Consider the following 26,125-nt stretch of genomic DNA (forward strand, 5'->3'; position numbering starts at 1 on the left):
GAAGGGGCGATGGGACTATGTAGCGGCGCCTCGGCGCCGGCGCCACGGGGGGGTCTTCAGGTCGGGGCGGGCAGTCCGAAGCGGCGGGCAATGGCGGCAAAGTCCGGCGCTTCCGGATGGCGGCCGGAAGGCCGGGTGCCGTCCGCCGCGCGCACCAGCTGGCAGGTGGCGAGGCCCGCCGCCGCGGCGGCATCGAGTTCCTCCGCGACATCCGAGAGGAACAGCACCTCGTCCGGGGGCAGGTTCAGGCCAGTGGCGATGGTGGCGTAGGACGCCGCCTCCCGCTTGCCGCCGACGCGGGTGTCGAAGAAGCCCGAGAAGAGCGGCACCAGGTCGCCCGCCGCCGAATGGCCGAAGAGCAACTTCTGCGCCTCGACCGAACCGGAGGAATAGACCGCCAGCCGCAGCCCCGCCTTCGCCCAGGCCCGCAGGCAGGGCGCCACGTCGGGCCAGAGATGGCCCTTGATCCGCCCGTCCTCGTAGCCCGCGCGCCAGATCAGCCCCTGCAGGGTCTTCAGCGGCGTGACCTTGGCGTCCTCCGCCATCCAGCGGCGCAGCGCGGCGCGCGGGTCCTCGCCCGGTGCCGCGGCGGCGACATCGGCGAGGATGGAAGCGACCTCGGGCGCCGTTCCGCGGGCGTCGAGGAAGGCATCCAGCTCGGCCGCCGCGAAGGGGAACAGCGTCTCCTTCACGAAGGCGATGGCGCTGGTCGTGCCCTCGATGTCGGTCAGGATGCAGGCGGGCGGGGCGGCCAAGGACGCGTCAGCCCACGGAGACGGGGATGCGGGCGGCGATGTCGCTGCCCGTGTAGTGCGGCGTCCAGCCCGTGGTGTCGGTGAAGACGCGCAGCGCGGTGACGTGCGGCTCGGCGCCCGCGTCGAACCAGTGCTTCGTATTGGCCGGCACGGAGATCAGGTCGCCGCGCGTGCAGTGCGCGTCGTAGATCTTCCCTTCCACATGCATGACGAAATTGCCCGCGCCTTCGTGGAAGAAGCGGATCTCGTCCTCGGTGTGGATGTGCTCGGAGAGGAACTTCGCGCGGATCGCGTCCTTCTGCGGATGGTCCGCGGTCAGGCGGATGACGTCGGCCGTACCGGCCTTCGTCTCCTTCAGGAAGGCATCGAGATGCGGACGGTAGGCTTCCAGCACCGCGTCGGCCTCCGCGCCCGCAGGCAACTCGGCGACCGGCCAGCGCTCGAAGCGCACGCCGATGGGCGCCAGCGCCTCGGCGATCCTCGCCGGGTCGTCGGTCTTCAGGGTTTCGGCGCCGGTGGCGGCGTCGCGGATGGTGAGAAGGCTCATCGGGCGTTCCTCCCTTCCTCGAGGTGGCAGAGCAGCATGAATTCGAGGGCTTCGAGCCGCGCCACGGCGTGGCCCATGTCCTTGCCCCAGACATAGACCCCGTGCCCGCGGATCAGGTAGCCCGGAGGGGCATCCGGCGTGCGGTCCCACAACGCGTCGAGCATCCGTTGCAGGCGCGGGATGTCCTGGTCGTTGTCCAGCACCGGGACGGCGGTTTCGGTCTCGTGGGTCGGCCCGCCGGGGAAGGCCTTGAGCAGTTCGTAGCCGGAGAGGCGGATCTCATCACCCGCACGGCGGGACAGCACCGTGTTGGCCACGGAATGCCCGTGCACCACCGCCCCGGCGTCAGGGAAGCGGCGGTAGATGCCGCAATGGAGCAGCGTCTCGTAGGATGGCCGCGCGCCGGGTTCGAGGGAGGCGCCATCCCCATCCACGCGCATCACCTCGGCCGGGGTGAGCTGCCCCTTGTGGCAGCCCGAGCGGGTGATGGCGATGCGGCCAGAGCTCTCGCGGACCGAGATATTGCCCGCGGTCGCCGGCACCCAGCCCATCGCATCCATGCGCTGCCCGGCCGCGACGATGGCCGCGGCGGCGTCGTCGAATTTCATCTCGCTGCAATTCCTGGAAACCGAGAAGCCCCGCCGCGCCCTATGGGCACGACGGGGCCATCCTCGGAAGGCCGGAAGGCGGCGTCAGGCCGCGGGGCGGCTGCTGCCCTGCTGCGGCTGCGCCTGGGTGGCGCTGGCCTGGCCCTGCTGCGGCCCGGCGATGTTGCCGGCCGGCGGGGTGGTGGCCTGCGCCTCCATGGAGGCGTCCTTCTCGTCTTCCTTGATGTTCGCCTTGAAGGACTTGATGCCCTTGGCCAGGTCGCCCATCAGCCCGCTGATCTTGCCGCTGCCGAACAGCAGCAGAATGACGAGCAGCACGACCAGCCAGTGCCAGATGCTGAACGAACCCATGGCGACGCCTCGATCCCGTTGTGGCCGCCCCCCGGAGCGGCCAAGGCCGTATGAACGGGGCGCAACCTAGTGTCCCGGCGGCGCCCGTGCAAATCCACATGGGACATCCGGGGCCGCACCGCAACGGGTCTTGACGCCTTCGGGTCCGGAAACCATTTCCCGCAACGATCCGGGCCCCTCTGGCGGCCGCCCGTCCATGCATGGCGAGGCGTCCGTGATGTCGGATCGCGTGGAAATCGCGCGATCCGGGCCCTCTTTGGCCGATGTCGGGTCGCGCCAGAGAGGAGTTGTTTGGGGAATGGAATTCTTTTCGGCTGAATGGCTCGGCAAGCCCCTCTGGATGTGGAAGGGCTTCCTGGCGGTCGTGCTGGTATTGCTCGCCTTCGACCTCGGCGTGCTGAACCGGCGCGACAAGGAGATGGGGATCGCCCAGAGCCTCTGGCTCTCGGCCTTCTACATCGGCTTCGCCTCGCTCTACGGCGCCGGCATCTGGTGGGCCTACGAGAGCGGCGAACTGACCACCACCGACGGCAGCCATGCCGGCGTCGCCTACTTCACCGGATTCTTCATCGAGAAGGCGCTGTCGATCGACAACGTCTTCGTCATCAGCCTGATCTTCGGCTACTTCGCCATTCCGCGGATGTACCAGTACCGCGCTCTGGTCTGGGGCATCGTCGGCGTGATCGTGCTGCGCGGCATCATGATCGCGGCGGGCGCGGCGCTGGTGCAGCAATATGCCTGGGTGCTCTACCTGTTCGGCGCCTTCCTGATCGCCACCGGCATCAAGATGCTGGTCGTACCGGAAGGGGAGCAGGACATCTCGCGGAATCCGGTGGTGAAGTTCATGCGCCGGCGCATGCGGGTATCGGACACGCTGCACGGCCAGAAATTCTTCGTGAAGGAGGCCGATGCGAAGACGGGGAAGATGGTGCGCGTCGCCACGCCGCTGTTCCTGGCGCTGGTGGTGATCAACATCGCGGACCTGATCTTCGCCGTGGACAGCGTGCCGGCGATCTTCGCCATCACGACCGACACCTTCATCGTCTACACGGCGAACATCATGGCCATCCTCGGCCTGCGCGCGCTGTACTTCGCGCTGGCGGCGATGGTGCACCGCTTCCACTACCTCAAATACGCGCTGGCGCTCGTGCTGGTGTTCATCGGCGGCAAGATCTTCTGGAACCAGATCGTGGGGAAGGTCGATCCGGCCATCTCGCTCGGCGTGACGCTGGCATTGATCACGGGCGGCGTCCTGTGGTCGCTGTGGAAGACCAGGAAGGACACGCCGATCGCGGCGCAGTGACGGGGCGGGAGGGGCGGAGCGCGCCCCTCCCCCCTCAATCCTCCGGACGGATGTTGAGGCGGCGGATCATGCCGCCCCAGCGTTCGGTTTCCTGCGCCAGGAAGGCGGCGGCCTCGGCCGGGGTCGTCGCCATCACCTCGAACCCGGCGCCTTCCAGTCTCTGGCGGGCGGCGGGTTCGCGCAGCCCGCGCTGCACCTCGGCCGCGAGGCGCGCGACGCGCTCCGCCGGCGTCGAGGCCGGCACCACCATGATCTGCCAGCCATAGGATTCGGCATTCGGCAGGCCCTGTTCCGCCAGGGTCGGCACCTGCGGCGTCGGCGCGAAGCGGTCGGCCGAAGTCACGGCGATGGCGCGGATCTGCCCGGCCTGCACCTGCGGCAGCACCGCCGCCGTCGTCACCATCATCGCCTGGATGCGACCGGCGACCAGGTCCAGCGTCGCGGCCGGGAAGCCACGATAGGCGACGTGCAGCATCTCCAGCCCGCCGCCCGACCGGGCGAGCAGGTCGAGCATGCCGAGATGCCCGCCCGAGCCCGACCCCACCGACCCGAAGGCCAGCTTGCCCGGATTGGCGCGCACCTCGGCCAGGAACCCTGCCAGGTCCGTGATCGGAAGATCCTTGTTCACCACCAGGAACTGCGGCCCGCGGACAAGCAACGAGACCGCAATCAGGTCCTTGACCGGGTCATAGGGGAGGTTGGGATACAGGGCGGGCGCCGTCGACAGCGGGCCATTGATCGAAAGGCCGATGACATGGCCATCGGTCGCCTTGGCGATGAAGTCGGTGCCGATGTTCCCGCCCGCGCCCGCCCGGTTGTCCACCACCACCGGCTGGCCGAGCACCTTGCCGAGATGTTCCGCCACCACCCGCCCGGTCAGGTCAGGGCTGGAGCCACCCGGGAAGGGCACCACGAAGCGCACAGGCCGGTCGGGCCACGCGGCCTGGGCGCGCGCCGGGCCCGCGGCGAGGGCAAGGACGGGCAGCGCGGCGAGGCCGCGGCGTGTGAGGGTCATGGCGCTTCCTCCGGCAGGGCGATCGGGCGCTCCGGACCGGCCGGCGACTCCCCCGCATCGGCCGAGTATCCAGCATGGGCGGCCGGCTGCCGCAAGTTCCCGGCCCGGCGCCGCGCCGAACTTCCTTCACCATTCCGCATGGATGTGCGATGCAACCTGGACGGGTTCCCCGACAGGAGCGCACCCCATGATCGCGTTGCTGCGCGCCGGCCTTCTGTGCGGCGCGATGCTCGTCCTGCCTGGTTGCGCGACCGTGGCGCTGAATGCCGCGCTCCGTGCCGCGAACCCCCAGCCCGCCTGGAACGGAGAGGTCGCGGTGGCGAGCGATCCGCCCGGTGCCCGCTGCACGGTGAACCGCGGCGACCGCGTCATGGCGGAGGTGCTGGCCACGCCCGGCACCGTGCAGCTCTCGCGATCCCACATCACGCTCGAGGTGCGCTGCGTGGCGGAAGGCCACCTGGAAGGGATCGACCTGCTTCGCCCGCAGGACGACCCGGCGGTGTTCCGCATGGCCCCGAACGGGATCATCGGCGCGACGGCGACGGTGTTCAGCCTCGCCTCGGCGCGCACCATGCGATACCCGGCGGAGGTGACGGTGGCGCTGCCGCCCGCGCTCTTTCCTTCGGAAGCGGCGCGCGAACTCTGGTTCTCCGGGCGGCGGGACGCCATCATCGCCCGTCGCGCCGCCGCGCTCGCCCTCGCCGAGGACCGCTGCCGCGCCAATGCCGAGACCACCACCTGCGACCCCGCCTTGATGGTCATGCAGCGCGAGCAGGCCGACGAGCTCGACCGCCTCGAACGGCAGCGCGCCCAGGCGGGCGTCGCGGCTCAGGTCGCCGCGGTGGAGTGAGCGGGCGGGGCGCCTACCGTGCCTCTGCCACCAGCGTGCCGCCGTGGATGAAGCCGAAGGTCGGATAGGTGCTCTGGCCGAGGTCGTTCACCGGCGGATACCAGACACGGACCAGGGACCAGTCGTTGTTGGGCGAGACGTCCACCACCGGCTGGTCGCGCGCGATGCGGCCGCGGTTGCGCCCGCTCGCCCAGTTGGCGTGGTCGACCCGGATCTCCCGCGAGGAGACCACCCGCGTCACCACGGAAAGATGCCCTGTCCGATTTCGGTAGGTGCGCATGAAGACCAGCACGGAGCCGGCCCGCGGCCGGCGGGAACGGTCGTAGCGGCTCGTCGAGGCGGCGGCCTCCCACCACTCCCAGGCGTCCCCTTGCAGGTCGATGCCCGAGCGTGCCCGCGCATAGGGCACGCAGGAGATGTCGCCCCCCGCATATCCCGGCACGCCGGTCCGCGGCCTGGCGCCGCCCGAACTGCCGCAAGCCGCAAGGCTTAGCGCGGCCAGCATCGCGATCATGCGAAGCATGACCCCGAACCCCCTGATTCCCCTGGATTCAATCTAGCCGAACTCGGAGCGAAAGGGGAATGGCTACCGAGGATGGGGAATTGCCTCGCCGCGAACTCGTTCATCCTGCGCGGACCATGCCTGCGGGTCCGTCCTCGCGCCGCTTCCGTGGCGTCGACCCATGGCAGCCGCCGAGACCCTGTATTTTCGCGAGTATCTTCCCCCGGTCAGGGCATCCCGCCCGGCCGGCGGCCGCCCGGATTCCGCCCGTGGGGATCGACGGCGTTCCACACCCGCAGCGATTGCGGGTCTAGGCTCGCCCGTGCCGGAAGACGGCAGAACCGAGGGAGGGAAGGATGCAGGACGAGCCCGTCTATCGCAGGACTGACCTGGTCGGCAGTTCCAAGAAATCGGTCAGCGACGCGATCGAAACGGCGATCGCCCGCGCCGCGAAGACGCTTCGCCACATCGAGTGGTTCGAGGTCGGCGAGATCCGCGGCCGCGTGCAGGACGGAAAGGTCGCCCAGTACCAGGTGAGCATCAAGGTAGGCTTCCGCGTCGAGGAATAGGATTGCCTGCGCCACGACGCGGATGCACCGGGGCCCGGCGAGGACCCGGAACAGCCTGGAAACGGGGGGAAGGTCCCTTCCCCCCGAATTCCTTCAGGCCGGCGTGAACATCGGCACCGGGGCGCCGCCTTCCTCGGTCGGCTTGAACACGACCTTCACCTTCTGGCCGATCTTCAGCGCATCGAGGTCGCAGTCCACGATGTTGGTGAAGACGCGCGGGCCCTCGTCGAGTTCGACATAGGCCGGGGCATGCGGCTCCTTCGAGCGCATGACGGTGAAGGAGTAGATCGTCCCGGTGCCCTTCGCCTCGACCAGCTCGACATTGTTCGAGAGGGTGTAGGGCGAGCAGCCGCGCGGATACCAGAAGTGCTTGCCGGTATCCTTGCACAGGCCGATCAGGAACTTGCCCGCGCGGGCAGCGTCCCAGAACGGCTTCGTGGTGGGGTCTTCCTTCGGCGCCGGGATGGCGCGATTGGCGGACATCGTCGCCATGATGATCACTCCCGCTCCATGATGAGGGTGGCGGCACCGTGCCGGTGGCCGAGCAGGCCGCCGATGCCGTTGGCGAGCGCGAGCTTGCAGCCCGGCACCTGCACCTTGGCGTGCGCTTCGCCACGAAGCTGGCGCACCGCCTCGATCACCTTGGTCATGCCGCCGCGGTTGGCCGGGTGGTTGTTGCACAGCCCGCCGCCATCCGTGTTGAAGGGCAGCTTGCCGACGCCGCTGATCAGGTTGCCGTCGGCGACGAACTTGCCGCCCTGGCCCTTCTCGCAGAAGCCCAGGTCCTCGAGCTGCATCAGCACCGTGATGGTGAAGCTGTCGTAGATCGAGGCGTACTGGATGTCGGAAGCCTTCACCTTCGCTTCGGCGAAGGCCGCCGCACCCGAGGCGCGCGCCGCGGAATACGACAGGTCGATGCCGCCGGCCGCCTGGTTCTTGGTCGCCTCGGCGCAGCCGAGCACCTTCACCAGCGGACGCTTCAGCGACTTCGCGATCTCCGGCCGCGTGACGATCAGCGCGCCGCCGCCGTCGGAGATGACGCAGCAGTCGAGCCGATGCAGCGGGTCCGCCACCATGGGCGAGTTCACCACGTCCTCGACCGTCACCGGCTTCGGCAGCATCGCATGCGGGTTGTGCTGCGCGTGCTGCGACGCGGCGACCTTGATCCAGGCGAGCTGCTCGGAGGTCGTGCCGTACTGGTGCATGTGGCGCTGCGCGACCATCGCGTAGGAGGTCACGACCGTGCGCGCCATCGGGATCTCGAACGGATCGTCCGGGATGTTCGGCGCCCAGGACCGCGGCACCGTGCCCGTCGCCATGCCTTCCGCGCGCGGACGGCCGGCGAGCGTGATCAGCGCGACGTTGCAGCGGCCTTCCCTGATCGCCTGCGCGGCGTGGCCGACATGCATGACGTAGGAGCAGCCGCCCATGTCCGTGCTGTCGACATGGCGCAGCTTCGTCAGCCCCATGTAGTCCGCCATGTTGATCGGGCCGAGGCCCGGGGCGGCGGAGGTGCAGAAGAAGCCGTCGACGTCGTCCTTCGACAGGCCGGCGTCCTGAAGGGCGCCATAGGCGACCTCCGCATGCAGCTGAGCGACCGATTGGCCCTCGGCCTTCCGCGTCGGGTGCTCGAAGGCCCCGACGATATAGGCTGCGCCGTTGATGCTCATGGCGGGGGCGTATCCTCCTGCTTTGCGTGACGGGCGCAGGGAAGCAGCCGGGGCGGGATGTGTCGAGGGGGCGGGGGAGAAGGCCGGGGCAGGAGAACCTCCCGCGAATCCCCCTCCCTTCCTTGGCCTTCAGGGCTGGCGCGCGGGTGGGGAAGCGCCGGCCGATCCGGCCTTTTTCGCCGATGTCCCACCACGGGCCGGCGATCGGGCCGAGGCCTCCGCGCAACAGCGGGGCCAGGGCGTGCTCGTCAGATCCGTGCTGGTTGCAACCCGGGTATGAGTTGGGAATTGAGATCGCGGGCACGCCGTGGATCCGGCGGAACACCTCCATCGGCGAAGAAACCGGGGCGTTCGGCAGGAGGTTCGGCTGCCGGTCGCGGCCCGGCCTCCGAGGGCTTGAAAAAAGCATCCCCGCCGGGCTCGTGCGGGATTGCACGGCGCCCGGCGGGGCTCACTGCCGACTGGGGGGCATGTCAGCGCGGCAGGAACTCGGTGAAGTATTCGTAGCTGTCGGCGTTCATCTGCGCGGCCGCCGGGTCGTCCTTGGCCAGCGCCTCGGCGCCACGGGGCTGGTAGGCGTGGTCGCGCGTGCCGAGCGCGAGGTGGCTCATCTCATGCACGATGATGCCGCCCTGGCTGTCCTGGCCGCTGCGCGCGGCACTGAAATAGGCGGGGCAGAGGCCCATCACCTCGCGCGCATTCCCGCCCCAGCGGACATAGGCGAAGGTGCTGCCACGGCAGGCGTCGGTGCGGTTGCACTCGTAGACCAGCCGGGATTCGCGCTGGTCGAGACCCACCGAGATGGCGCGGAAGTTCTTGGCGATGGCGCCGGCGGGGTTGGAGCCGAAGAAGCGGGCGAGGTGCGGGCGGACCACCTCGGGCTCCATCGTGAGTGACGCGATGGCCCGGTTGCTCATCTGCCGCGCATCGGCGAAGCCGCGGCGGACGACGACCATCTGCTCGGCGGAGCAGGCGCCGTCGCGGGCCAGCGCCTGCGGCTGGCCCTGCGGGAACTTGGTGCCCTGCGCGGCGACCGGCAGCGGCGCCAGCACGATGGCGGCGAGGGCGGCGGCGGTGGCGAGGGACTTGCGCATCTCGGTCTGCCTTGGGTTCGGGTGGCAGACGGACGATGCGCCGGGCCAACCGGCCCGGCGATGAAACGGTTCAGGCGGAGGGGGCGTCCCCTCCCCTGGTTTCAGGCGGCCGAGGCCGCCGGCGCTGCGCCGCGCTTCTCCTTCGCATTCCGCAGCAGCGCGATGCCGCGGTAAACGCCGTGCACCATCTTCGAGTAGGGCATCAGCAGGAAGAAGGAGAAGACCAGCCCCAGATGGATGGCGAGCATCACGCCCATCGCCCCGGTGTGCCGCACGGCGAGCAGCAGCAGCCCCGTCGCGGCGATCAGGAACAGCAGCGCGAGCATCGCGAATTCCCCGCCCGCCAGCTTCTTCGCCACCGGCCCCGGATCGGTCACGATCTTCACATGCGCGAGCCCCGCCGCGCCGATCATCATCAGCACGCCGCCCCAGAAGCCGAACTGCACGGGCAGGGAAAGGAAGGCGTGCGGCGAATACCAGCCGAGGAGGTAGTGGTAGATCGTGCCCGTGCAGGTGGCGGCGAAGCAGAGCATGAAGCCGCCGAACAGCGCCTGGTGCAGCCAGCGGCGGCGGGTGGAGAAGCCTTCGTCGAGGTCGTTGCAGCCATGCCCGCCACCGCCGAGGTTGCGCATGGTGACGATGTCCACCGCCGCTTCCGTCGCCGGCGCCGGGGCGAAGCCGCCGCCCGTGCCGCCCGTCGCCTTGATGTAGGACCGCGCCCCCATCGCCATGGCGAAGATCGCATAGCCGAAGGTCAGCAGGCCGAGCGCAATCATCAGCCAGTGGGGAATGACGCGGAAGAAGGCGCCGACGCCACGCTGCGCGGACCACAGCACCGCCGGGTCCTGCAGTGCCACGGTCAGGATCAGTACCAGCGCCAAGCCGAGTGCCGCGAACAGCGAGACCACCGTGCCGCTGCGCGCGAACAGCGCGCCCATCGGCGCGGGCCAGGCGTGCTTCGCGTAGGATTCCTGCCGCAGCTCCGCGAAGGTCGCGGGGATGTTCATGCCGAAGGCATGCGGCGGCGCGTACTGGCAGGCGTGGTAGCAGCCCTTGCAGCCATGGCAGAGATTGGCGAGGTGCGTGAGGTCGCCTTCCGTGAAGGAGCGCCGCATCGTCATCGCGGGGAAGACCGCGCAATAGCCTTCGCAGTAGCGGCAGGCGTTGCAGATCTCCATCAGTCGCCGGGCTTCGGCGACGGTCTCGGATTCCTGGGCCATCGCGTCAGTTCCTCACCAGTTTCGCCGCTTCCTCGCCCGCGATGCGGCCGAAGACGGTGCCGATGGTCATGCCGAAGCCGGCGAGGTAGCCCTGCCCGAGGATGTTGCCGGACATGATCTCGCCGCTGGCGAACATGTTCCCGCTCGGCGAGCCGTCCGCCATCATCACGCGCGCCCGCTCGTTCACCTTCACACTCAGGAAGGTGAAGGTGATGCCGGGCTTGAGCGGGTGGCAGTAGTAGGGCGGCGTGTCGATCCTGCGCGCCCAGTGCGACTTCGGCGGCGTCAGCCCTTCGGTGCGGCAGTCGTCGAGCGTCTGGCCGCTGAAGGTGCCGGGCTGCACCGCGGCGTTGTAGTCGGCGATCACCTTCTCCAGCTTCGCCGCATCCAGCCCGATCTGCGCCGCGAGTTGCGCGATGCTGTCCGCGCGATAGGGCGCGAAGACCGGCGGCAGGTAGTCGAGCTGCGCCTTCGAATCATTGATCGCGAAGGCGACCTGGCCGGGCTGCTGGGCGATCAGCCGGCCCCAGATGGCGTAGCGCTTCGGCCAGACATCCTCGCCCTCGTCGTAGAAGCGCTCGACATCGCGGTTCACGACGACCGAGAAGGGCACGCAGTCGAGGCGCATGGCGAGGCCGCCATCCTCCATCGGCGCGCGCGCGTCGTTCGCGACCGCGTGGAACTGCGTCGGGTCGCCCACCTGCTGCACGCCCTGGCCAAGCAGGTCCTTCAGGATGCGCCCCTGGGCATAGGGCGTGCCGCGGATCTGGAAATTATCCGCCGCGTCGCCCCAGTATTCGCGCAGCCATTCGCGGTTCGCCTGGAAGCCGCCGGCGGAAGCGACCAGCGCCTTGAACCTGATCTTCGCCGGGAAGCCGCGGTGGGAGAGGATGGCCTCGGTGGCGAAGCCGTCCTTCACCTCGATGTGCTGCACTTCGGTGTCATAGAGGATGACGATCCCGAGCGCCTCCGCCGTGCGGTACAGCGCATTCACCAGCGCCTTGCCGCCGCCGAGGAAGAACGCATTCGTCCGCGACAGCGACAGCGTCCCCGACAGCGAGGGCTGGAACACCACGCCGCAGGATTCGAGGAACTTCGGCGCGTGCTCGGAGGCGCGGATGCACATGCGCGCCAGCGCCTCATCCGTCTTGCCGGCGGTCACGCGCTTCAGGTCGTCCCAGTACTCCTCCTCGAGGTAGGAGTCGGTCAGCACGCCGGTCGGGCCGTGATGCAGCGCGCGCAGGTTGCGCGTGTGGCGCGAATTGCCGCCGCGCATGGGCCTGGGCGCGTGCTCGGCCAGCACGACGGAAGCACCCGCCTGGCGCGCGGTGATGGCGGCGCAGAGCGCGGCATTGCCACCCCCCGCGACCAGCACGTCGAAGGTCTGCGTCAGGTCCGCCATCGCACCCCCGGTCCCGCTTGTTCGCCGATGATGTGTACAGATGTATCCAAGGATGTCCAGATACCCGTTCCGGCGCCGCCGCCGTTCCGGTATGGAAGCACCATGGACGGCACCACCCCAGCCCGCGACCTCGGCGAGGCCGCCTATGCCCGCATCCGCGCGGCGATCCGCGAGGGCAGCCTCGCGCCCGGGGAAAGGCTGACGGAAACCGACCTGGCGGCGCGCTTCGGCGTCTCCCGCACCCCGGTCCGCCAGGCGATCGCGCGGCTGGAAGCCGAGGGCCTGCTGACCCACGAATCCCGCCGCGGCCTGACCGTGACGCGCCCCGACCACCAGCAGGTGGTGGAACTCTACGTCATGCGGGAGGTGCTGGAAGGTGCTGCCGCCCGCCTCGCCGCCCAGCACGCCAGCGAGACCGAGATCGCCGCCATGGCCGAGATCGTCGAGCACGAAGCCGAGGCCTTCGGCGACGCCCGCGCGCTGGCCGAGGCGAACCAGCGGCTGCACGGGCTGCTCTACCTCGCGGCCCACAACCGCTACCTGTTGCGCAGCCTCGAGCAACTTGCCGCGACCATGGCGCTGCTGCCGACGCTGCTGACGCGCGGCGGCCGCGCGGAACAGGCGCATGCCGAGCATCGCGCCATTCTCGCGGCGATCCTCACCCGCGACGGGGCGGCAGCCGAGGATGCCGCGCGGCGTCACGCCCGCGCCGCGCAGAAGCACCGCCTCGCCTGGATGATCGGCACGCTCGGTGTACCGCTGGCCACGCCCGGCGGGGATGCCTAGAGCAGATCCCGATCAGGTGGACTCACCTGATCGGGTGAAGATGCTCGCAGAAACAAGGGCCTGGAGCGGCGTCCGTGAACCGAGGCGGACGGAGGCCGCTCCAGGCGCGCCGCCGCGCCCACTGTGATCCGGCCGACCGCCGCCTAGGCCAGCGCGCGCTTCCGCTCGCCCGCGAAGGGGCTCAGCCCGAGCCAGGTCTGCATGGTCCGAGCCAGATCGCGGTCGCCGGTCAGGTCGATCCGGTCCCGCTCCTTCTCGATGGTCGTGAGCCCCATCCAGATCGCCGTCATCGTCCTGAGGTCGGTTTCGACAAAAAGATCGATCTCGAAGCCGGGGGGGGACCAGCAGAGATCCACCTCCCCGTCCGGCTCGATCACAAGCCACCACAGGCGCTTCGAAGGCGGCATTTCGCCGTACAGGAACTGGACCACCACCCGGCGCTTCGGCAGCGGCGCCGGGCTGAGGTTCCGGCGCATGTCCCACATCAGCAGCGAGGGATCGAGATTCCTGAGCGACAGGCTCGCCTCGACCCATTTCTGCCCCCAGAAACCGAGGGCCTCCACGACCGGGCGGCAGTCCTTGCCGGCCTCGGTGAGGCAGTATTCGAAGACGCCGCGCTCGGACGTGAGTTCGCGCCGTTCCACGATCCCCGCCCGCTCAAGGTCCTTGAGCCGCTGCGACAGCAGGGTCGGCGACATCTTCGGGACGCCGCGGCGAAGTTCGTTGAAGCGTGTCGAGCCCGCGACCAGTTCCCGAAGCAGCACCAGCGTCCACCGCGTGCACAGCACCTCGGCCGCCATGGCGACCGGGCAGAACTGCTTGTAGCCAGGGGCGATCATCGACCGATCCTCCGGATCCGGCACTGAGCTTCGTCCTTCTGCCGGGGCGATGCCAGTGCTGCGACTGTACTGCCCGGTACAGTCGCAGCACTGGACCCGCACCGCGGCCTGCCCCCGAGATGCCCACCACCCGCGGGCAATCATGCCCGGCAGGGAAGTGCAGGAGGCGACGGCAATGACCGTCTTCGTGATCGCGGACATCAAGGTGACCGATGGCGCCTGGGTGCCCGCCTACGCAGCATCGGTGCACGAGATCGTGCACCGGCACGGCGGGCGGTATCTCGCCCGCAGCGGCAATGTGAAGGTGCTGGAAGGCAGCCCGCCGGAGACCACTCTGGTCGCGCTGATGCAGTTTCCCTCGCCCGAGGCGGTCCAGGCCTTCGCCACGGACGCCGACTACGCGCCCCATGCCGCGGCCCGGCAGGTGGGGAGCGAGAGCCGCTTCACCATGATCGACGACACCGACCTCGCCGGAACCATCCCCTATCTCCGCAAGGGGTGACGCGCGGACCACGCCGAACGGTCGGCCATGGGCGACTGTTCGGCGCGGCGAGGCCGCGCGCGTTGACTCTCTCTCCGGCGTGCCGAAGGCTGGGCCCGGCCGCAGGAGAGACCCCCGTGACGCGACTTTGTTCTGCCCTCGCGGCAGCCTGCCTGCTTGCGTTCGCCCAGCCTGCGAAGGCGCAGACGCTGACGGTGGGGGTGGAAGCGCCCTTCGGCCTCGACCCGCATTTCCTCTTCGCCGGGCCGAACATGGCCGCCGCCCGGCACATCTACGACAGCCTGATCAACCGCGACCCGGAAAGCCGCTTCGTCCCCGGCATCGTCGAAACCTGGGAGATGATCGAGCCCCAGGTCTGGGAACTGCGCCTGCGCCGCGGCGTCAACTTCCACGACGGCAGCCCCTTCACGGCGGAGGACGTCGCCTTCTCCATCGCGCGCGTGCCGAACGTGCCGAACAATCCCGGCCCCTACACGTCGAACCTGCGCACCATCACGCGGGTGGAGGTGGTGGACGCCCACACCGTCCGCCTGCACACCGACCGCCCCAATCCGGTGCTGCCGGGGCAGTTGACGAACATCTTCGTCGTCTCGAAGCGCGCGACGGAGAACGCCGGCACCGCCGACTTCACCAGCGGCCGCGCCGCCATCGGCACCGGCCCCTTCCGGCTGGAACAGGCGCGCGGCTCGGAAGGCATGACGGTGGTGCGCAACGATGCCTTCTGGGGTGGGAAGGCGGCCTATGCGCGCGTCAACCTGCGCGTCATCGGCAATGATTCCGCACGCCTCGCCGCGCTGCTCAGCGGTGACGTGGACCTGATCGAGAGCGTGCCCCCCGCCGACGTGGCGCGGCTGGAGCGTGATGCGCGCGTGTCGGTCTTCCGGCGCAATTCCGACCGCATCATGTACCTGCTGCCCAATGTCCGGCTGGACCAGTTCCCGCTGCTGGTGGACGGCGCCGGGCAGGTGCTGCCACGCAACCCGCTGCGCGACCTGCGCGTCCGCCAGGCGCTTTCGCTCGCCATCGACCGCCAGGCGCTCGCGGACCGCGCGCTGGACGGCCAGGCGGTGCCGACGGTGCAGATGGTGCCGGAGCAGTTCGGCGGCTTCGATCCCGCCATCGCCCTGCCCGCCGCCGATCCGGCCCGCGCCCGCGCATTGCTGGCGGAAGCCGGCTACCCGGACGGCTTCGGCCTGACCATCGGCTGCCCCAACAACCGCTACGTCAACGACGCCCGCGTCTGCCAGGCGGCGGGGCAGATGCTGACGCGGGCGGGCTTCCAGGTGCGGGTCGAGACGCAGCCCTGGAACGTCTTCTCCCCTCGCACGCTGGCGAACAGGAACGACCTTCCGCTGATGCTCTACGGCCTGTCGCTGTCCTCGTCGCGCGATGCCTCCTACATCCTGTCCACCGCGGTCCACACGCGCATCCCGGCGCAGGCCTTCGGGCAGGGGAACCGCGGCGGATTCAGCGACGCGCGGCTCGACGCGCTGATCGCCGGCGTGATCGAGCACACCGGCCCGGGGCGGGAGGAGGATCTCCGCCACGTTGCGCGGGAGGCGGGCGAGCAGATCCCCTTCATCCCCCTCTACAACCAGGTGGTGATCGTCGCGGCGAAGCGCGGCGTGACCTACACGCCGCGCATGGACGAGCAACTGGTCGCCTATCACGCGCGCCCGGCGGCGCGCTGAGCGGACCTCAGCCGAGTTCCTGCCGGACGAGGTCCACCCAGAAGGCGACGCCGAAGGGCAGCGCCTCGTCGTTGAAGTCATAGAGCGGCGTGTGCAGCGCGTGCACATGCCCGTCCGGCCCCGTGCCGTTGCCCATGAAGACGAAGGCGCCGGGCTTGGACTCGATCATGAAGGAGAAATCCTCCCCGCCCGTCACCGGCGCCATGCCCGTGTCCAGCGCGGCATCGCCGGCGACGGCGCGCACGGCAGCCGCCATCACGTCGGTCTCGCGCTCGTGGTTGATCAGCGGGACGGTGCCCCAGGACAGCGTCGTCTCCGCCGTGGCGCCCTGGCTCGCCGCCGCGAGGTCGGCGAGTTCGCGGATGCGCCGCTCGACCAGGTCCTGCATGGGGCGGTTGAAGGCGCGCATCGTGCCGCCGATCAGCAATTCGGACGGCATGACGTTCAGCGCCTCCCGCGTGCCGGCGGCGATGTGGCCGACGCTGACCACGACGCTTTCGAGCGCGGGCACGTCGCGGCTGACGATGCCCTGCATCGCCTGCACGAAGATCGCCTGCGCCACCGCAAGGTCGTTCGCGAGGTGCGGCGAGTTCCCGCCATGCCCGCCGGAACCGCGGAAGATCACCGTCCAGCGGCCGGAAGCGGCCATCATCGACCCCTTGCGCAGCGCGAAATGCCCGACCGGGATGCCCGGCATGTTGTGCATCCCGTACACGGCGTCGCAGGGAAAGCGCTCGAACAGCCCGTCCGCGAGCATCGCCTTCGCGCCGCCGCGGCCTTCCTCGGCGGGCTGGAAGATGAAGTGCACCGTGCCGGCGAAGTCCGGGTCCTCGGCCAGCGCGCGCGCGGCGCCGAGCAGCATCGTGGTGTGCCCGTCATGCCCGCAGGCATGCATGCGGCCCGCCGCTGTTGAGGCGTAGGGCAGGCCGGTGTGCTCGGTCAGCGCCAGCGCGTCCATGTCGGCGCGCAGGCCGATGGCGCCCTGCCCCGGCCGCTTGCCCTTCAGCGTGCCGACGACGCCGTACCTGCCGACGCCTTCGACCGTCTCGATGCCAAGGGCGCGCAACTCCCGCGCCACCAGGGCGGCGGTGCGGTCCTCCTCCATGCCGAGTTCGGGATGGGCGTGGATGTCCCGCCGGATGGCGACGAGTTCGGGGATGTGGCGCGCGATGCGGGCGCGCGTCCGGCTGTGGTCCATGTCCGTCCGGGTCCTTGTGGCCGTGCCGCCGCTACTTCACCGCCGAGAAGGCGGTCGGCTGAAGGAAGGCGTTGGTGATGTTGGCGACGATCGGGCCGTCCTTCTCGGTCTCGGCACGCTTCGCGATCCATTCGGGGTCGTGCTGGAAGGCGGTCCACTTCGCCTCCCGCTCGGCGAGGGAGTCCCACGCCAGCAGGTAGTGGAGATCCTGGTTGGATTCGCCCACCACCGTGGTCCAGAAGCCGGCCTGGCGGATGCCGTGCTTCTCCCACAGCTTCAGCGTGATGGTCTCGAACCGCTTGAGCAGCACCGGCAGGCGGCCGGGCACGCAGCGGTAGATGCGGAGTTCGTGGATCATGGTGGCTCCCTTCCTGCCAGTGATCTGCCGCGCCGCACACCCCGGAACGGCGCCGGGCCGCATTTCACCTCACCGGCAACGGAATGGCGACAGGCCCCGGGGCGGCCGCAACGGACCGGGCGGGTCGGCGCATGCCTTCGGCCGGGGGGGCGCGCCGGATCCCGGCCTCGGGATCCGGGGTCTCGAACCAGGCCTCGCGCCATTCCTCGATCCGCGACCGGCCGGGACGCTGACAGACGGCGGCGGCTGACGCAGTCTGCGCCGCACCGAATCCCGAGGAGGACACCATGGACCTGCCGCACTACGAGACCCTCGCGCTGGAAACGCCCGAGCCGCACATCCTGGTGGTGCGGCTGAACCGGCCGCATGTCTCGAACGCGCTGAACACGCAGATGGGCCGCGACCTGCACGCGGAATGGTCGCGCCTGATCGCCGAGCCGGGCGACGTCCGCTGCGTCATCTTCGCCGCGGCCGGCGAGAAGGCGTTCTGCGGCGGCGGCGATCTCAAGGAGCGCAACGGCATGACCGATGCCGCCTGGCGCGCCCAGCACGAGATCTTCGAGCGCGCCTTCTGGACGCAGATGGACTGCCCGATCCCGATCATCGCCGCCGTCTCCGGCCACGCCTTCGCCGGCGGGCTCGAGATGGTGCTGGCCTCGGACTTCGCCTACGGCGTGGACACTGCGCGCTTCGCGCTGACGGAAGTGACCATCGGCATCATGCCGGGCGCCGGCGGCACGCAGAACCTGCCGCGCGTGGTGGGCGAACGCCGCGCGAAGGAGATCATCCTGACCGGCAAGCCGTTCACCGCGGCGCAGGCGCTGGAATGGGGCATCCTCAACCGCCTCTGCACGGCGGACGAGCTAATGCCGGCGGTGATGGACACGGCCCGCACCATCGCGGCCAACGCGCCGCTGTCGGTGCGGCAGGCCAAGAAGTCGATCCATTTCGGCCTGCAGATGGACATCCGCACGGCGCTGCGCTTCGAGATCGAGGCCTACAACCAGCTCGTCAACACCGAGGATCGCATCGAGGGCATCCGCTCCTTCAACGAGAAGCGGAAGCCCGTCTTCAAGGGACGCTGAGCGGGACGGCAGCGGCGCCAGGGTCAGACGCCGCTGCCGGCCGCCTTACGGGTTGGCGGCCATGTAGGCCCGCGCGGCGGCGACCTCCGCCACGTCGGAATCGGCCCGCGGGGCGATCTCCAGCAGCAAGGCATAGTGCCGGCGGGCGGCGTCACGCTGCCCGCCGAGCTCGGCCGCGCGGCCAGCGCCATAGACCGCGCGGAAGCGCCTCGGCTCGGTCTGCCCGACCGCCTCGTATTCCCGCTGGGCATCGGCATTGCGGCCCATGATCAGCAGCATCTCGGCGCGCTGCTCGCGCGCCGGGAAGAGCGGCCCCGGCGTCACCGGGTGCTTGTCGGTACGGTCCTCGCGCGCCGCAGCCTCCGCGATGATGTCGAGGGCGCGGTCGCGCTCGCCGCGCGCGAAGGCAACCCAGGCTTCCGCGGCGAGCCGCAGGATATCGGTCTGATCGGCCCAGTAGGGGTCGTTCGCGGCGCGCAGCGCATCCGCGGAGGCGCGGAGCGCCGCGATGTCGGCCGCCGCTGCATCGGGGCGGCCGGCCCGCGCCGCGCCGACAGCGCGGGCGAAATGCGTATTGGCGACGACGAGCGGTGCGGTCTGCCGCCCGGACGGCAGTGCCGCCGCATCGTCCCACTGGGCGCGCTCCAGGACGACGCGGGCCGGCATGACGGTCAGCGCCCAACCGAAGATCGGCGCCGGCGGGTTCCACGATGCAAACCTTTCGAGATCCGCCACCACCTGTCGCGCCGCCGCGACCTGGCCGGTCTGCAGATAGCCGTAGACCAGGTAGTCGAACGCATGCACTTCGTCGAAGATGGCCTCGCGCGCACGCGCCGTCTCGGCGGACCGGCGATTGGTGGCGATGGAGTCATCCCAGCGCCCGACGCGGGTGAAGATGTGGGAAGGCATGTGCAGCGCATGCGGCGCGTCCGCCGCAATTCCCGCGTAGCGTTCCGCCGCCGGCACGCCGCGCGCGGCCAGCGCCGGCGTGTCGAAGGTGTGGATCAGGTAGTGCGCGACGCCCGGATGCTGCGGCTGACGGGCCCATTCGCGTTCCAGGATCTCAGCGGCGCGGATCTGGCGCGCATAGGTCTTGTCGGTCGGCGGCGCGACCATGACGAGGGCAAGCGCGTAATGGATGCCGACCTCGGGATCGTCGGGGAAGCGCTGGTGGAGTTGCGCCATCGCCTGCTCGTAGCGTTCGAGCCGCGCGCGGTGCGTCGTCGGGTCCTCGTTGCCATAGAGTTCCGACAGCGCGGCGATGAAGCCGGCCTCGCGCTCGCTGCGTGCCCCGATGCGCTGCGCTTCCGCCAGCAGCGCGCGGCCGGCCCGCAGATTGGCCACGGTCGTCACGGTGAACGGGTTGACCAGCAGGGCCAGCGCCTCGCCCCAATAGGCCATCACGCAGTTCGGGTCGGCCTGGCGAACGCGCTGAAACGCCTCGGCCGCGGCCTGGTACCAGAAGGAATGCTGAAGTTTCATGGCCTCGTCGAAGGCCACCTGGGCCTGCGGCGTGCAGGTCACCGGGAAATGCACCTGGCCGAGCGTTGCGGCGGACGGGGGCATGCCGCCATGACCATGGCCCGGCTGCTGCTGCGCGCCCGCCGGGCCCGCACATAACGAAACGCCCAGGGCGACTGCCCAGGGAAGCATCACCTTCGGCATGTCTTCCTCCCATGCCGGGAGGCCCGTCCGGGCACCCCGGCGCGGGGGACCCTACGCCTCCGGGGTGGCCGCCCACAACATCAATAGGATAACGCAACGATCCCTCGGCGCGCGGCGCCTCAGTTCGCGGTGGCGCCCGCCGCCTCGATGATCGGGCGCCACTTCGCGGTCTCGGCGCGGATGAAGCCGGTGAGTTCCTCCGGCGTGCTCGGCGCCGGCTCGAGCCCGTGCTTCGCCAGGTTCGAGGCCACCTCCGGGTCGCGCATCGCCTCGTTCAGCGCGGCGTTGACGCGATCCACGATCGGCCGCGGCAGGCCGCGCGGGCCCATCATCGCGTACCAGTTCGCCACCTCGTAGCCGGGCAGGTTCGCGGCTTCCGCGACCGTCGGCACGTCCGGCAGCAGCGCGCTGCGCCGCGCGAAAGGCACCGCGAGCGCGCGCAGCCGCCCGGCCTCGATATGCGGCAGCACGGTCGCGGCGGTGGCGATGGAATAGTCCACCTTGCCCGAGAGGATGTCCGTGATGAGCTGCCCGCCGCCGCGATAGGGCACGTGGATCGTCTCGATCCCGGCCATGGAATCGAGCAGCGCGCCACCCAGGTGCCCCGCCCCGCCGACACCCGAGGAGCCATAGGACAACACCCCCGGCCGCGCCTTCGCCGCGGCGATCAGTTCCGGCAGCGTGCGCCAGGGTCGGTCAGGGGAGACCACCAGCACATTCGTCACCTCGACCGACCGCCCGATCGCCGTCAGGTCCGCCAGCACGTCGAAGGACAACCGCGTCATGATCGGGTTCATCACCAGGGAAGCAATGGTCCCCATCATCAGCGCGGAGCCGTCGGCCGGCGCATTGACGGTGGCTTCGCTCGCGAGGTTGCCGCCGGCGCCGGGGCGGTTCTCCACCACGATGGGCTGGCCGAGCAGCGTCTGCAGCTTCGCCGCGATGGTGCGCGTCGTGATGTCGGTGCCGCCGCCGGGGGCGAAGCCCACCAGCATGCGGATCGGCCGCGTCGGCTGCCATTGCGCCAGGGCAGGCATTGCCGGCACTGCCAGCGCCGCCGCGCCGAGCAGGCGTCGTGTGAGCATGTCGTTCCCTCCGTCCCCGGTCCGGGGTTGCCGCCGAGGCTATCCCTGCCGCCCGCCTCCACCAAGGGTGCAGCCGCGGCGAAACCCCTACCGATCCGCGGGTCGCGCTTCTAATGTACGAACCATGGAGTACGGATCCGATGCCCGAGCATATCCCCGCTGAGGGCGGCACCGAGCGGCTGCGCCGGGTCCGCGACCCCGACCAGACGAAGCGCGACCTGCTCGACGCCGCCATCGCGGAATTCAGCGAGAAGGGCTTTTCCGGCGGCCGCGTCGACGACATCGCGGCGCGCACGCGCACCACCAAGCGCATGATCTACTACTATTTCGGCGGCAAGGAGCAGCTCTACGCCGCGGTGCTCGAGGAAATGTACGGCGGCATGCGCGACGCCGAGCAGGCGTTGCACCTCGAATCCCTGCCGCCGCTCGAGGCATTGCAGCGCCTGGTCGAGATCACCTTCGACCACCACGCCGCGCACCCCGAATTCGTGCGGCTCGTCAGCGTCGAGAACATCCACGAGGGGCGGCACGTCACCGCTTCCCCCACCATCCGACAGCGCAACGCGGCGGTGATCGGCACGCTGCGCGACCTGATCGCGCGCGGCGAGCGAGAGGGCGCCTTCCGCGCTGGCCTCGACCCGCTCGACCTGCACATGCTGATCAGCTCCTTCTGCTTCTATCGCGTGTCCAACCGCCACACGCTCGGCGCCATCTTCGGGCGCGACCTGCGCGCACCCGCGACGGTGGACGCACATCGGCGGATGATCGTCGAGGCCGTGCTGCGCTACGTCCGGCCTGGCTGAAAGCGTCGTCAGGCCGCGCGCATCGCCGGGTCGCCGGCCACGAGTTCGCCGAAGTGGCGCAGCATGCGCCCCGCATCGGGCGCGATTCCAGTGAAGTGGCGGAAGGCGCCCACCGCCTGGAACACCGCCATGCCGCCGCCGTCCAGCGTCCGGCAGCCGAGGGCGCGCGCGGCGCGCAGCAACTCGGTCTCGATCGGGAAGTAGACGATCTCCGCGACCCAGAGCGCGGAGCGCAGCAGTCCGGCGGGAAGCGGCATGCCCGGCAGCTTCGCCATGCCGACCGGGGAACAATTCACCAGCCCGTCGGCCAGCGCCATGGCCGCCGGCAGGTCGGTGCAGGCCTCCGCGCGCCCGGCGCCGAAGCGGGCGCAGAGACCCTCGGCCAGCGCCGCGGCACGCGACGCATCGAGGTCGGAGATAATCAGACGCTGCACGCCCTCCTGCAGCAGGGCGTGGGCCACGGCCGACCCCGCCCCGCCGGCTCCGAGTTGCACGACGCGTCCGCGCGGCGCCTGCGGCAGCCCCCGCCGGAAGCCCTCGGCGAAGCCGGTGCGGTCCGTGTTGTGCCCGACGCGCCGGCCCTCGCGCAGGACCACGGTGTTCACCGCGCCGAGCGCGCGCGCGTCCTCGGACAGGTCATCCAGCAGCGGAATCACGGCCTGCTTGCAGGGATAGGTGATGTTGAGCCCGCCGAAGCCCATCCACTCCGCCGCCTTCAGCAATTCGGGCAAGGCGTCGGCCCCAAGGCCCAGGCCGTCGAGGTCGATCAGCCGGTAGACCAGGCGCAGCCCCTGCTCGGCGCCTTCGCGCTCGTGCATCGCCGGGGTCAGGGAGGCCTGGATGCCCGCGCCGATCAGGCCGGCGAGGAAGGAAGGCCGCGCGCTCCAGTCGGTCATGGCGCTTCTCCCGGGGAGGTCGGATTTTCCGCTTGCGGGCGTTTTGTACTATCCAGTACGTACACGTCAATGCATGTCGACGGACGGCCGAAGGCCACGCCCCGTGGCCGGAATGGAACGGAGGGAGCGACATGACGACGATGGCTCGCCGCCGCGTCGGCCCGGGTGCCCCGCAGCTCCGGTCCGCCTTGCAGGTCGGATTTCCGTGCAACCGCCCCATCGCCATGCAGGTTTCCCGGCTTCCAGGCGGATCGACCGGCTTCGCCGCTTGCATGCCGAAGCGACTGTTCCCGCCGGCGCGCGCCGTCAACGTCGCTGTCGATGACGCCGCCGATCCGGCGCGCCACATCATCGGCCGACCGGCGCGACGGAAGATGCCGATCGCGCGGCACGAGGCGCACGGCGGCCCGCCCACCCGCGTCCTCGACATCCGCCTGCGGGGCGAGGGCGAGACGGTCTTCTTCGACATCCGGAGGACAGAGCCATGGCCCCGAAGCGGTCGATCGCCACCGTCTGCCTGTCCGGCACCCTGCCCGACAAGCTGGAGGCCGCGGCCTCCGCCGGCTTCGACGAGGTCGAGATCTTCGAGAACGACCTGCTGACCTTCGAAGGCTCGGCCGCCGAGGCGGGCCGGCTCGCCGCCGATCTCGGGCTCGGCATCTCGCTCTTCCAGCCCTTCCGCGACTTCGAGGCGATGCCCGACCCGCAGCGCGCCCGCAACCTCGACCGTGCCGAGCGCAAGTTCGACACCATGCAGGCGCTGGGCGCGGAGATGATCCTCGTCTGCAGCAACACCCAGGCCGCCGCGCTGCCGGAGCCCGAACGCGCCGCGGCCGACCTGCGGGAAATGGCCGAACGCGCCGCCCGCCGCGGCCTGCGCGTGGGCTACGAGGCACTCGCCTGGGGCCGGCACGTCAACCGATGGCGACAGGCCTGGGACATCGTGCGCCAGGCCGACCATCCCGCCCTCGGCCTCATCCTCGACAGCTTCCATACGCTGGCGCTCGGCGATGACCTCGCGGGGCTCTCGGCGACGGTGCCGGCGGAGAAGCTGTTCTTCGTCCAGCTCGCCGACGCGCCGCGCCTCTCGATGGACCCGCTCTCCTGGAGCCGCCATTTCCGCAGCTTCCCCGGCCAGGGCGAGTTGCCCGTCCCGGCCTTCCTGCGCGAGGTGCTCGCCGCGGGCTATGCCGGCCCGCTCTCGCTCGAAGTATTCAACGACGAGTTCCGCACCGCGCCCGCCCGCCGCATCGCGCGCGACGGGCACCGCAGCCTGATCTGGCTGGACGAGCAGGCCGGCGCCGCCTCCCTCCCCGCCCTGCCGCGGCTGGACGGCGTCGCGTTCATCGAGTTCGCGGTGGACGAGGCGGCGCGGGCGCAGCTCGCCGACTTCATCGCGAGGCTGGGCTTCCGTCGCGCCGGTTTGCATCGCTCCAAGGCGGTCGAGCTCTGGCGCCAGGGCGGGGCGAACATCGTGTTGAACGCCGAACCGGACAGCGCCGCCTCCGAACGCTTCGAGATGGTCGGCCCCTGCGTCTGCGCCATGGCCCTGCGCGTGGACGATGCCGCCCGCACCGTGGCCCGCGCCGAGGCGCTGCTCTGCCCCGTCTGGCACGAGCGCATCGGCGAGGGCGAGCGCCGCATCCCCGCGCTCCGCGCCCCGGACGGCACGCTGATCTACCTGGTGCAGGCTCCGGAGGAAGGCGGGGCGCCGCACTGGGAAGCCGATTTTCACCTGGAGCCGTCGAAGGGCGCGAGCGGCGACTTCCTCGGCATCGACCATGTCGCGCAGGCGCTCGCGCCGGGCCTGATGGACAGCTTCGCCCTGTTCTACCGCGCGGTCTTCGGCCTGACGGCGGCGGCGCCGTGGGACCTGCCCGACCCCTACGGCCTGGTGCACAGCCGCGCCTTCACGAGCGAGGGCGGCGTGCGCCTGCCGCTCAACGTCTCCGAGAGCAGCCGGACCGGGACGGGCCGCTTCGTCACCGCCTTCGCCGGCGCCGGCGTCCACCATGTCGCCTTCGCCAGTCCCGACGCCGCCGCCTCGGCCGCCGCGGCGATCGGCGCCCGGGCGCCGCTGCTCGACATCCCATCGAACTACTACGAGGACCTGGAGGCGCGCTTCGGCCTCGAGGGCATGATGACGGAGGCGCTGAAGGCGCGCCAATTGCTGTTCGACCGGGACGAAGCCGGCGATTTCCTCCATGCCTATACCCACGCCTTCGACGACCGCTTCTTCTTCGAGATCGTCGAGCGGCGCGGCGGCTATGCCGGCTTCGGCGCGGCCAATGCCGCGGTCCGCATGGCGGCGCAGCGGCGGCAGCGGACGGGGCATTGATGCGGGCAGGAGGGATTTCCGCCCGTGGGCGAAGGTCCCGCCGCCCGTATCGCGTGTGCATTGCACGCGGCCGCCCCACCAGCCCCGCGTGCCCATCGCCTGGCAATGATGCCGGGCGCATGAGCGCGGGCGCGATCAGGCCTCGGGAAATCCCGCCATGCGCCGTGCTTCCTGCGGGGTGGTCCCGGCCGCGCGCATCTCCCGCAGCGTCGCGGCGCGGTCGCGCTTCGCGAGACGCCGGCCCGAGGCGTCGGTCAGCAGCCCGTGATGCGCGTAGCGCGGCTCCGGCCACCCCATCAGGTGCTGCAGCAGGCGATGCAGGTCGGTGGCAGGCTTGAGGTCCTCCCCGCGCGTCACCAGCGTCACGCCCTGCAGCGCGTCGTCATGGGTGACGCAGAGATGGTAGGAGGCCGGCACGTCCTTCCGCGCCAGCACCGCATCGCCGAACTGCGCCGGGTCGCAGCGCAGCCGGCCTTCCCCTTCCTCGTGAAACGTCAACGGCCCGCCCAGCGTCGCCAGCGCCGCCGCCATGTCGAGGCGCAGCGCATGCGGTTCCCCGCGCGCGATCCGCGCCGCGCGCTCGCCGGCGGACAGCCGGCGGCAGGTGCCGGGATAGAGCGGCCCATCCGGCCCGTGCGGCGCGGATGCGCTCGCCGCGATCTCCCGCGCGATGTCCGCGCGCGTGCAGAAGCACGGATAGAGCAGGCCACGCGCCGACAGCGCATCCAGCGCCGCGCGGTAGTCGGGCAGGTGCGCCGACTGCACCCGCACCTCGCCGTCCCAGTCGAGGCCGAGCCAGGCCAGGTCCTCGAGGATCGCCGCGGCGAAGTCCGGGCGGCAGCGGACCGGGTCGATGTCCTCGATGCGCAGCAGGAAGCGGCCGGCGGCCTCGCGTGCCTTCCGCCAGGCGAAGATTGCCGAATGCGCGTGGCCGAGATGAAGGTGCCCCGTGGGGCTCGGCGCGAAGCGGGTGACGATGGTGGTTGCGCCCAT

Annotated in this window: 27 protein-coding genes; 9 read left to right on the forward strand and 18 right to left on the reverse strand. The window is 70.5% G+C overall.

All coding sequences use genetic code 11. The features are described from left to right. Positions 1-56: 56 nt before the first annotated feature. The 4 genes from mtnC to GXW76_RS08655 form a co-directional block, all read right to left on the reverse strand. The gene (mtnC, locus tag GXW76_RS08640) at positions 57-755 is read right to left on the reverse strand and encodes an acireductone synthase (protein ID WP_211861605.1); all 699 of its coding nucleotides are present in this window, start codon (positions 753-755) and stop codon (positions 57-59) included. 7 nt (positions 756-762) lie between these two features. Continuing rightward, complete coding sequence (locus GXW76_RS08645) at positions 763-1,302, reverse strand: 1,2-dihydroxy-3-keto-5-methylthiopentene dioxygenase (RefSeq protein ID WP_211861606.1); 540 nt, start codon at positions 1,300-1,302, stop codon at positions 763-765. Beyond that, the gene (locus tag GXW76_RS08650; protein ID WP_211861607.1) at positions 1,299-1,910 is read right to left on the reverse strand and encodes a methylthioribulose 1-phosphate dehydratase; all 612 of its coding nucleotides are present in this window, start codon (positions 1,908-1,910) and stop codon (positions 1,299-1,301) included. The genes GXW76_RS08645 and GXW76_RS08650 overlap by 4 nt, the downstream gene beginning before the upstream one ends. A gap of 84 nt (positions 1,911-1,994) precedes the next feature. Next, entirely contained in the window at positions 1,995-2,261 is a 267-nt protein-coding gene (locus GXW76_RS08655) for a twin-arginine translocase TatA/TatE family subunit (protein ID WP_211861608.1), read from the reverse strand. Positions 2,262-2,559: 298 nt separating this feature from the next. On the opposite strand from GXW76_RS08655, the gene GXW76_RS08660 reads away from it, so the two are divergent. Then, positions 2,560-3,564, forward strand: coding sequence for a TerC family protein (locus GXW76_RS08660; protein ID WP_211861609.1), 1,005 nt, complete (start codon positions 2,560-2,562; stop codon positions 3,562-3,564). A 34-nt stretch (positions 3,565-3,598) separates the two neighbouring features. Here GXW76_RS08660 and GXW76_RS08665 read toward each other — a convergent pair whose 3' ends face one another. Further along, on the reverse strand, positions 3,599-4,579 hold the full coding sequence (locus GXW76_RS08665) for a Bug family tripartite tricarboxylate transporter substrate binding protein (RefSeq protein ID WP_211861610.1): 981 nt from the start codon (positions 4,577-4,579) through the stop codon (positions 3,599-3,601). 187 nt (positions 4,580-4,766) lie between these two features. Here GXW76_RS08665 and GXW76_RS08670 point away from each other — a divergent pair, with 187 nt between their 5' ends. Continuing rightward, entirely contained in the window at positions 4,767-5,429 is a 663-nt protein-coding gene (locus GXW76_RS08670) for a hypothetical protein (RefSeq protein ID WP_211861611.1), read from the forward strand. 13 nt (positions 5,430-5,442) lie between these two features. On the opposite strand, the gene GXW76_RS08675 is transcribed toward GXW76_RS08670, so the two are convergent. Next, on the reverse strand, positions 5,443-5,952 hold the full coding sequence (locus GXW76_RS08675; RefSeq protein WP_211861612.1) for a CHAP domain-containing protein: 510 nt from the start codon (positions 5,950-5,952) through the stop codon (positions 5,443-5,445). A gap of 335 nt (positions 5,953-6,287) precedes the next feature. Here GXW76_RS08675 and GXW76_RS08680 point away from each other — a divergent pair, with 335 nt between their 5' ends. Next, a complete protein-coding gene (locus GXW76_RS08680) occupies positions 6,288-6,500 on the forward strand; it encodes a dodecin (RefSeq protein ID WP_211861613.1) in 213 nt (70 codons plus the stop codon). Positions 6,501-6,593: 93 nt separating this feature from the next. Here GXW76_RS08680 and GXW76_RS08685 read toward each other — a convergent pair whose 3' ends face one another. From GXW76_RS08685 to tcuA, 5 genes are all read right to left on the reverse strand, one after another. After that, entirely contained in the window at positions 6,594-6,992 is a 399-nt protein-coding gene (locus GXW76_RS08685; RefSeq protein ID WP_211861614.1) for a Zn-ribbon domain-containing OB-fold protein, read from the reverse strand. A gap of 5 nt (positions 6,993-6,997) precedes the next feature. After that, positions 6,998-8,170 (reverse strand): thiolase domain-containing protein, encoded by a 1,173-nt coding sequence (locus GXW76_RS08690; protein ID WP_211861615.1) that lies wholly within the window; start codon positions 8,168-8,170, stop codon positions 6,998-7,000. Between the two features lie 473 nt (positions 8,171-8,643). Further along, the gene (locus GXW76_RS08695) at positions 8,644-9,264 is read right to left on the reverse strand and encodes a M35 family metallopeptidase (RefSeq protein WP_211861616.1); all 621 of its coding nucleotides are present in this window, start codon (positions 9,262-9,264) and stop codon (positions 8,644-8,646) included. 101 nt (positions 9,265-9,365) lie between these two features. Next, the gene (gene tcuB / locus GXW76_RS08700) at positions 9,366-10,484 is read right to left on the reverse strand and encodes a tricarballylate utilization 4Fe-4S protein TcuB (RefSeq protein ID WP_211861617.1); all 1,119 of its coding nucleotides are present in this window, start codon (positions 10,482-10,484) and stop codon (positions 9,366-9,368) included. Positions 10,485-10,488: 4 nt separating this feature from the next. Next, positions 10,489-11,886: an FAD-dependent tricarballylate dehydrogenase TcuA gene (gene tcuA / locus GXW76_RS08705; RefSeq protein WP_211861618.1), complete on the reverse strand. Its 1,398-nt coding sequence runs from the start codon at positions 11,884-11,886 to the stop codon at positions 10,489-10,491. A 102-nt stretch (positions 11,887-11,988) separates the two neighbouring features. Between tcuA and GXW76_RS08710 the strand changes: the two genes are divergently transcribed. Continuing rightward, positions 11,989-12,672: a GntR family transcriptional regulator gene (locus tag GXW76_RS08710; protein ID WP_211861619.1), complete on the forward strand. Its 684-nt coding sequence runs from the start codon at positions 11,989-11,991 to the stop codon at positions 12,670-12,672. A 143-nt stretch (positions 12,673-12,815) separates the two neighbouring features. On the opposite strand, the gene GXW76_RS08715 is transcribed toward GXW76_RS08710, so the two are convergent. Continuing rightward, positions 12,816-13,511, reverse strand: a complete 696-nt coding sequence (locus tag GXW76_RS08715; RefSeq protein WP_211861620.1) for a winged helix-turn-helix transcriptional regulator — start codon at positions 13,509-13,511, stop codon at positions 12,816-12,818. A gap of 175 nt (positions 13,512-13,686) precedes the next feature. Between GXW76_RS08715 and GXW76_RS08720 the strand changes: the two genes are divergently transcribed. Together GXW76_RS08720 and GXW76_RS08725 are read left to right on the forward strand one after the other, a co-directional pair. Beyond that, positions 13,687-14,013 (forward strand): DUF1330 domain-containing protein, encoded by a 327-nt coding sequence (locus tag GXW76_RS08720; RefSeq protein WP_211861621.1) that lies wholly within the window; start codon positions 13,687-13,689, stop codon positions 14,011-14,013. 116 nt (positions 14,014-14,129) lie between these two features. After that, positions 14,130-15,704, forward strand: a complete 1,575-nt coding sequence (locus tag GXW76_RS08725; RefSeq protein WP_211861622.1) for an ABC transporter substrate-binding protein — start codon at positions 14,130-14,132, stop codon at positions 15,702-15,704. 7 nt (positions 15,705-15,711) lie between these two features. On the opposite strand, the gene GXW76_RS08730 is transcribed toward GXW76_RS08725, so the two are convergent. Then, positions 15,712-16,902 (reverse strand): M20 aminoacylase family protein, encoded by a 1,191-nt coding sequence (locus GXW76_RS08730; RefSeq protein ID WP_211861623.1) that lies wholly within the window; start codon positions 16,900-16,902, stop codon positions 15,712-15,714. A gap of 31 nt (positions 16,903-16,933) precedes the next feature. Then, positions 16,934-17,260 carry an NIPSNAP family protein gene (locus GXW76_RS08735; protein ID WP_211861624.1) on the reverse strand — a complete coding sequence of 109 codons (327 nt, stop codon included), beginning with the start codon at positions 17,258-17,260 and terminating at the stop codon, positions 16,934-16,936. A 287-nt stretch (positions 17,261-17,547) separates the two neighbouring features. Here GXW76_RS08735 and GXW76_RS08740 point away from each other — a divergent pair, with 287 nt between their 5' ends. Further along, entirely contained in the window at positions 17,548-18,345 is a 798-nt protein-coding gene (locus GXW76_RS08740; RefSeq protein WP_211861625.1) for an enoyl-CoA hydratase/isomerase family protein, read from the forward strand. A 45-nt stretch (positions 18,346-18,390) separates the two neighbouring features. On the opposite strand, the gene GXW76_RS08745 is transcribed toward GXW76_RS08740, so the two are convergent. Both GXW76_RS08745 and GXW76_RS08750 read right to left on the reverse strand, forming a co-directional pair. After that, the gene (locus GXW76_RS08745; RefSeq protein ID WP_211861626.1) at positions 18,391-20,010 is read right to left on the reverse strand and encodes a tetratricopeptide repeat protein; all 1,620 of its coding nucleotides are present in this window, start codon (positions 20,008-20,010) and stop codon (positions 18,391-18,393) included. Positions 20,011-20,129: 119 nt separating this feature from the next. After that, the gene (locus tag GXW76_RS08750; protein ID WP_211861627.1) at positions 20,130-21,095 is read right to left on the reverse strand and encodes a Bug family tripartite tricarboxylate transporter substrate binding protein; all 966 of its coding nucleotides are present in this window, start codon (positions 21,093-21,095) and stop codon (positions 20,130-20,132) included. A 140-nt stretch (positions 21,096-21,235) separates the two neighbouring features. Between GXW76_RS08750 and GXW76_RS08755 the strand changes: the two genes are divergently transcribed. Next, a complete protein-coding gene (locus GXW76_RS08755; protein ID WP_211861628.1) occupies positions 21,236-21,898 on the forward strand; it encodes a TetR/AcrR family transcriptional regulator in 663 nt (220 codons plus the stop codon). 8 nt (positions 21,899-21,906) lie between these two features. On the opposite strand, the gene GXW76_RS08760 is transcribed toward GXW76_RS08755, so the two are convergent. Then, positions 21,907-22,794, reverse strand: coding sequence for a shikimate dehydrogenase (locus GXW76_RS08760; protein ID WP_211861629.1), 888 nt, complete (start codon positions 22,792-22,794; stop codon positions 21,907-21,909). Between the two features lie 484 nt (positions 22,795-23,278). Between GXW76_RS08760 and GXW76_RS08765 the strand changes: the two genes are divergently transcribed. Beyond that, complete coding sequence (locus GXW76_RS08765; RefSeq protein WP_211861630.1) at positions 23,279-25,132, forward strand: bifunctional sugar phosphate isomerase/epimerase/4-hydroxyphenylpyruvate dioxygenase family protein; 1,854 nt, start codon at positions 23,279-23,281, stop codon at positions 25,130-25,132. Positions 25,133-25,267: 135 nt separating this feature from the next. Here the strand turns inward: GXW76_RS08765 and gluQRS are convergent, their stop codons facing one another. Further along, on the reverse strand, positions 25,268-26,125 hold the full coding sequence (gene gluQRS / locus GXW76_RS08770) for a tRNA glutamyl-Q(34) synthetase GluQRS (RefSeq protein WP_211861631.1): 858 nt from the start codon (positions 26,123-26,125) through the stop codon (positions 25,268-25,270).

This window comes from Neoroseomonas soli, assembly GCF_018129065.1.
Classification (GTDB): domain Bacteria; phylum Pseudomonadota; class Alphaproteobacteria; order Acetobacterales; family Acetobacteraceae; genus Neoroseomonas; species Neoroseomonas soli.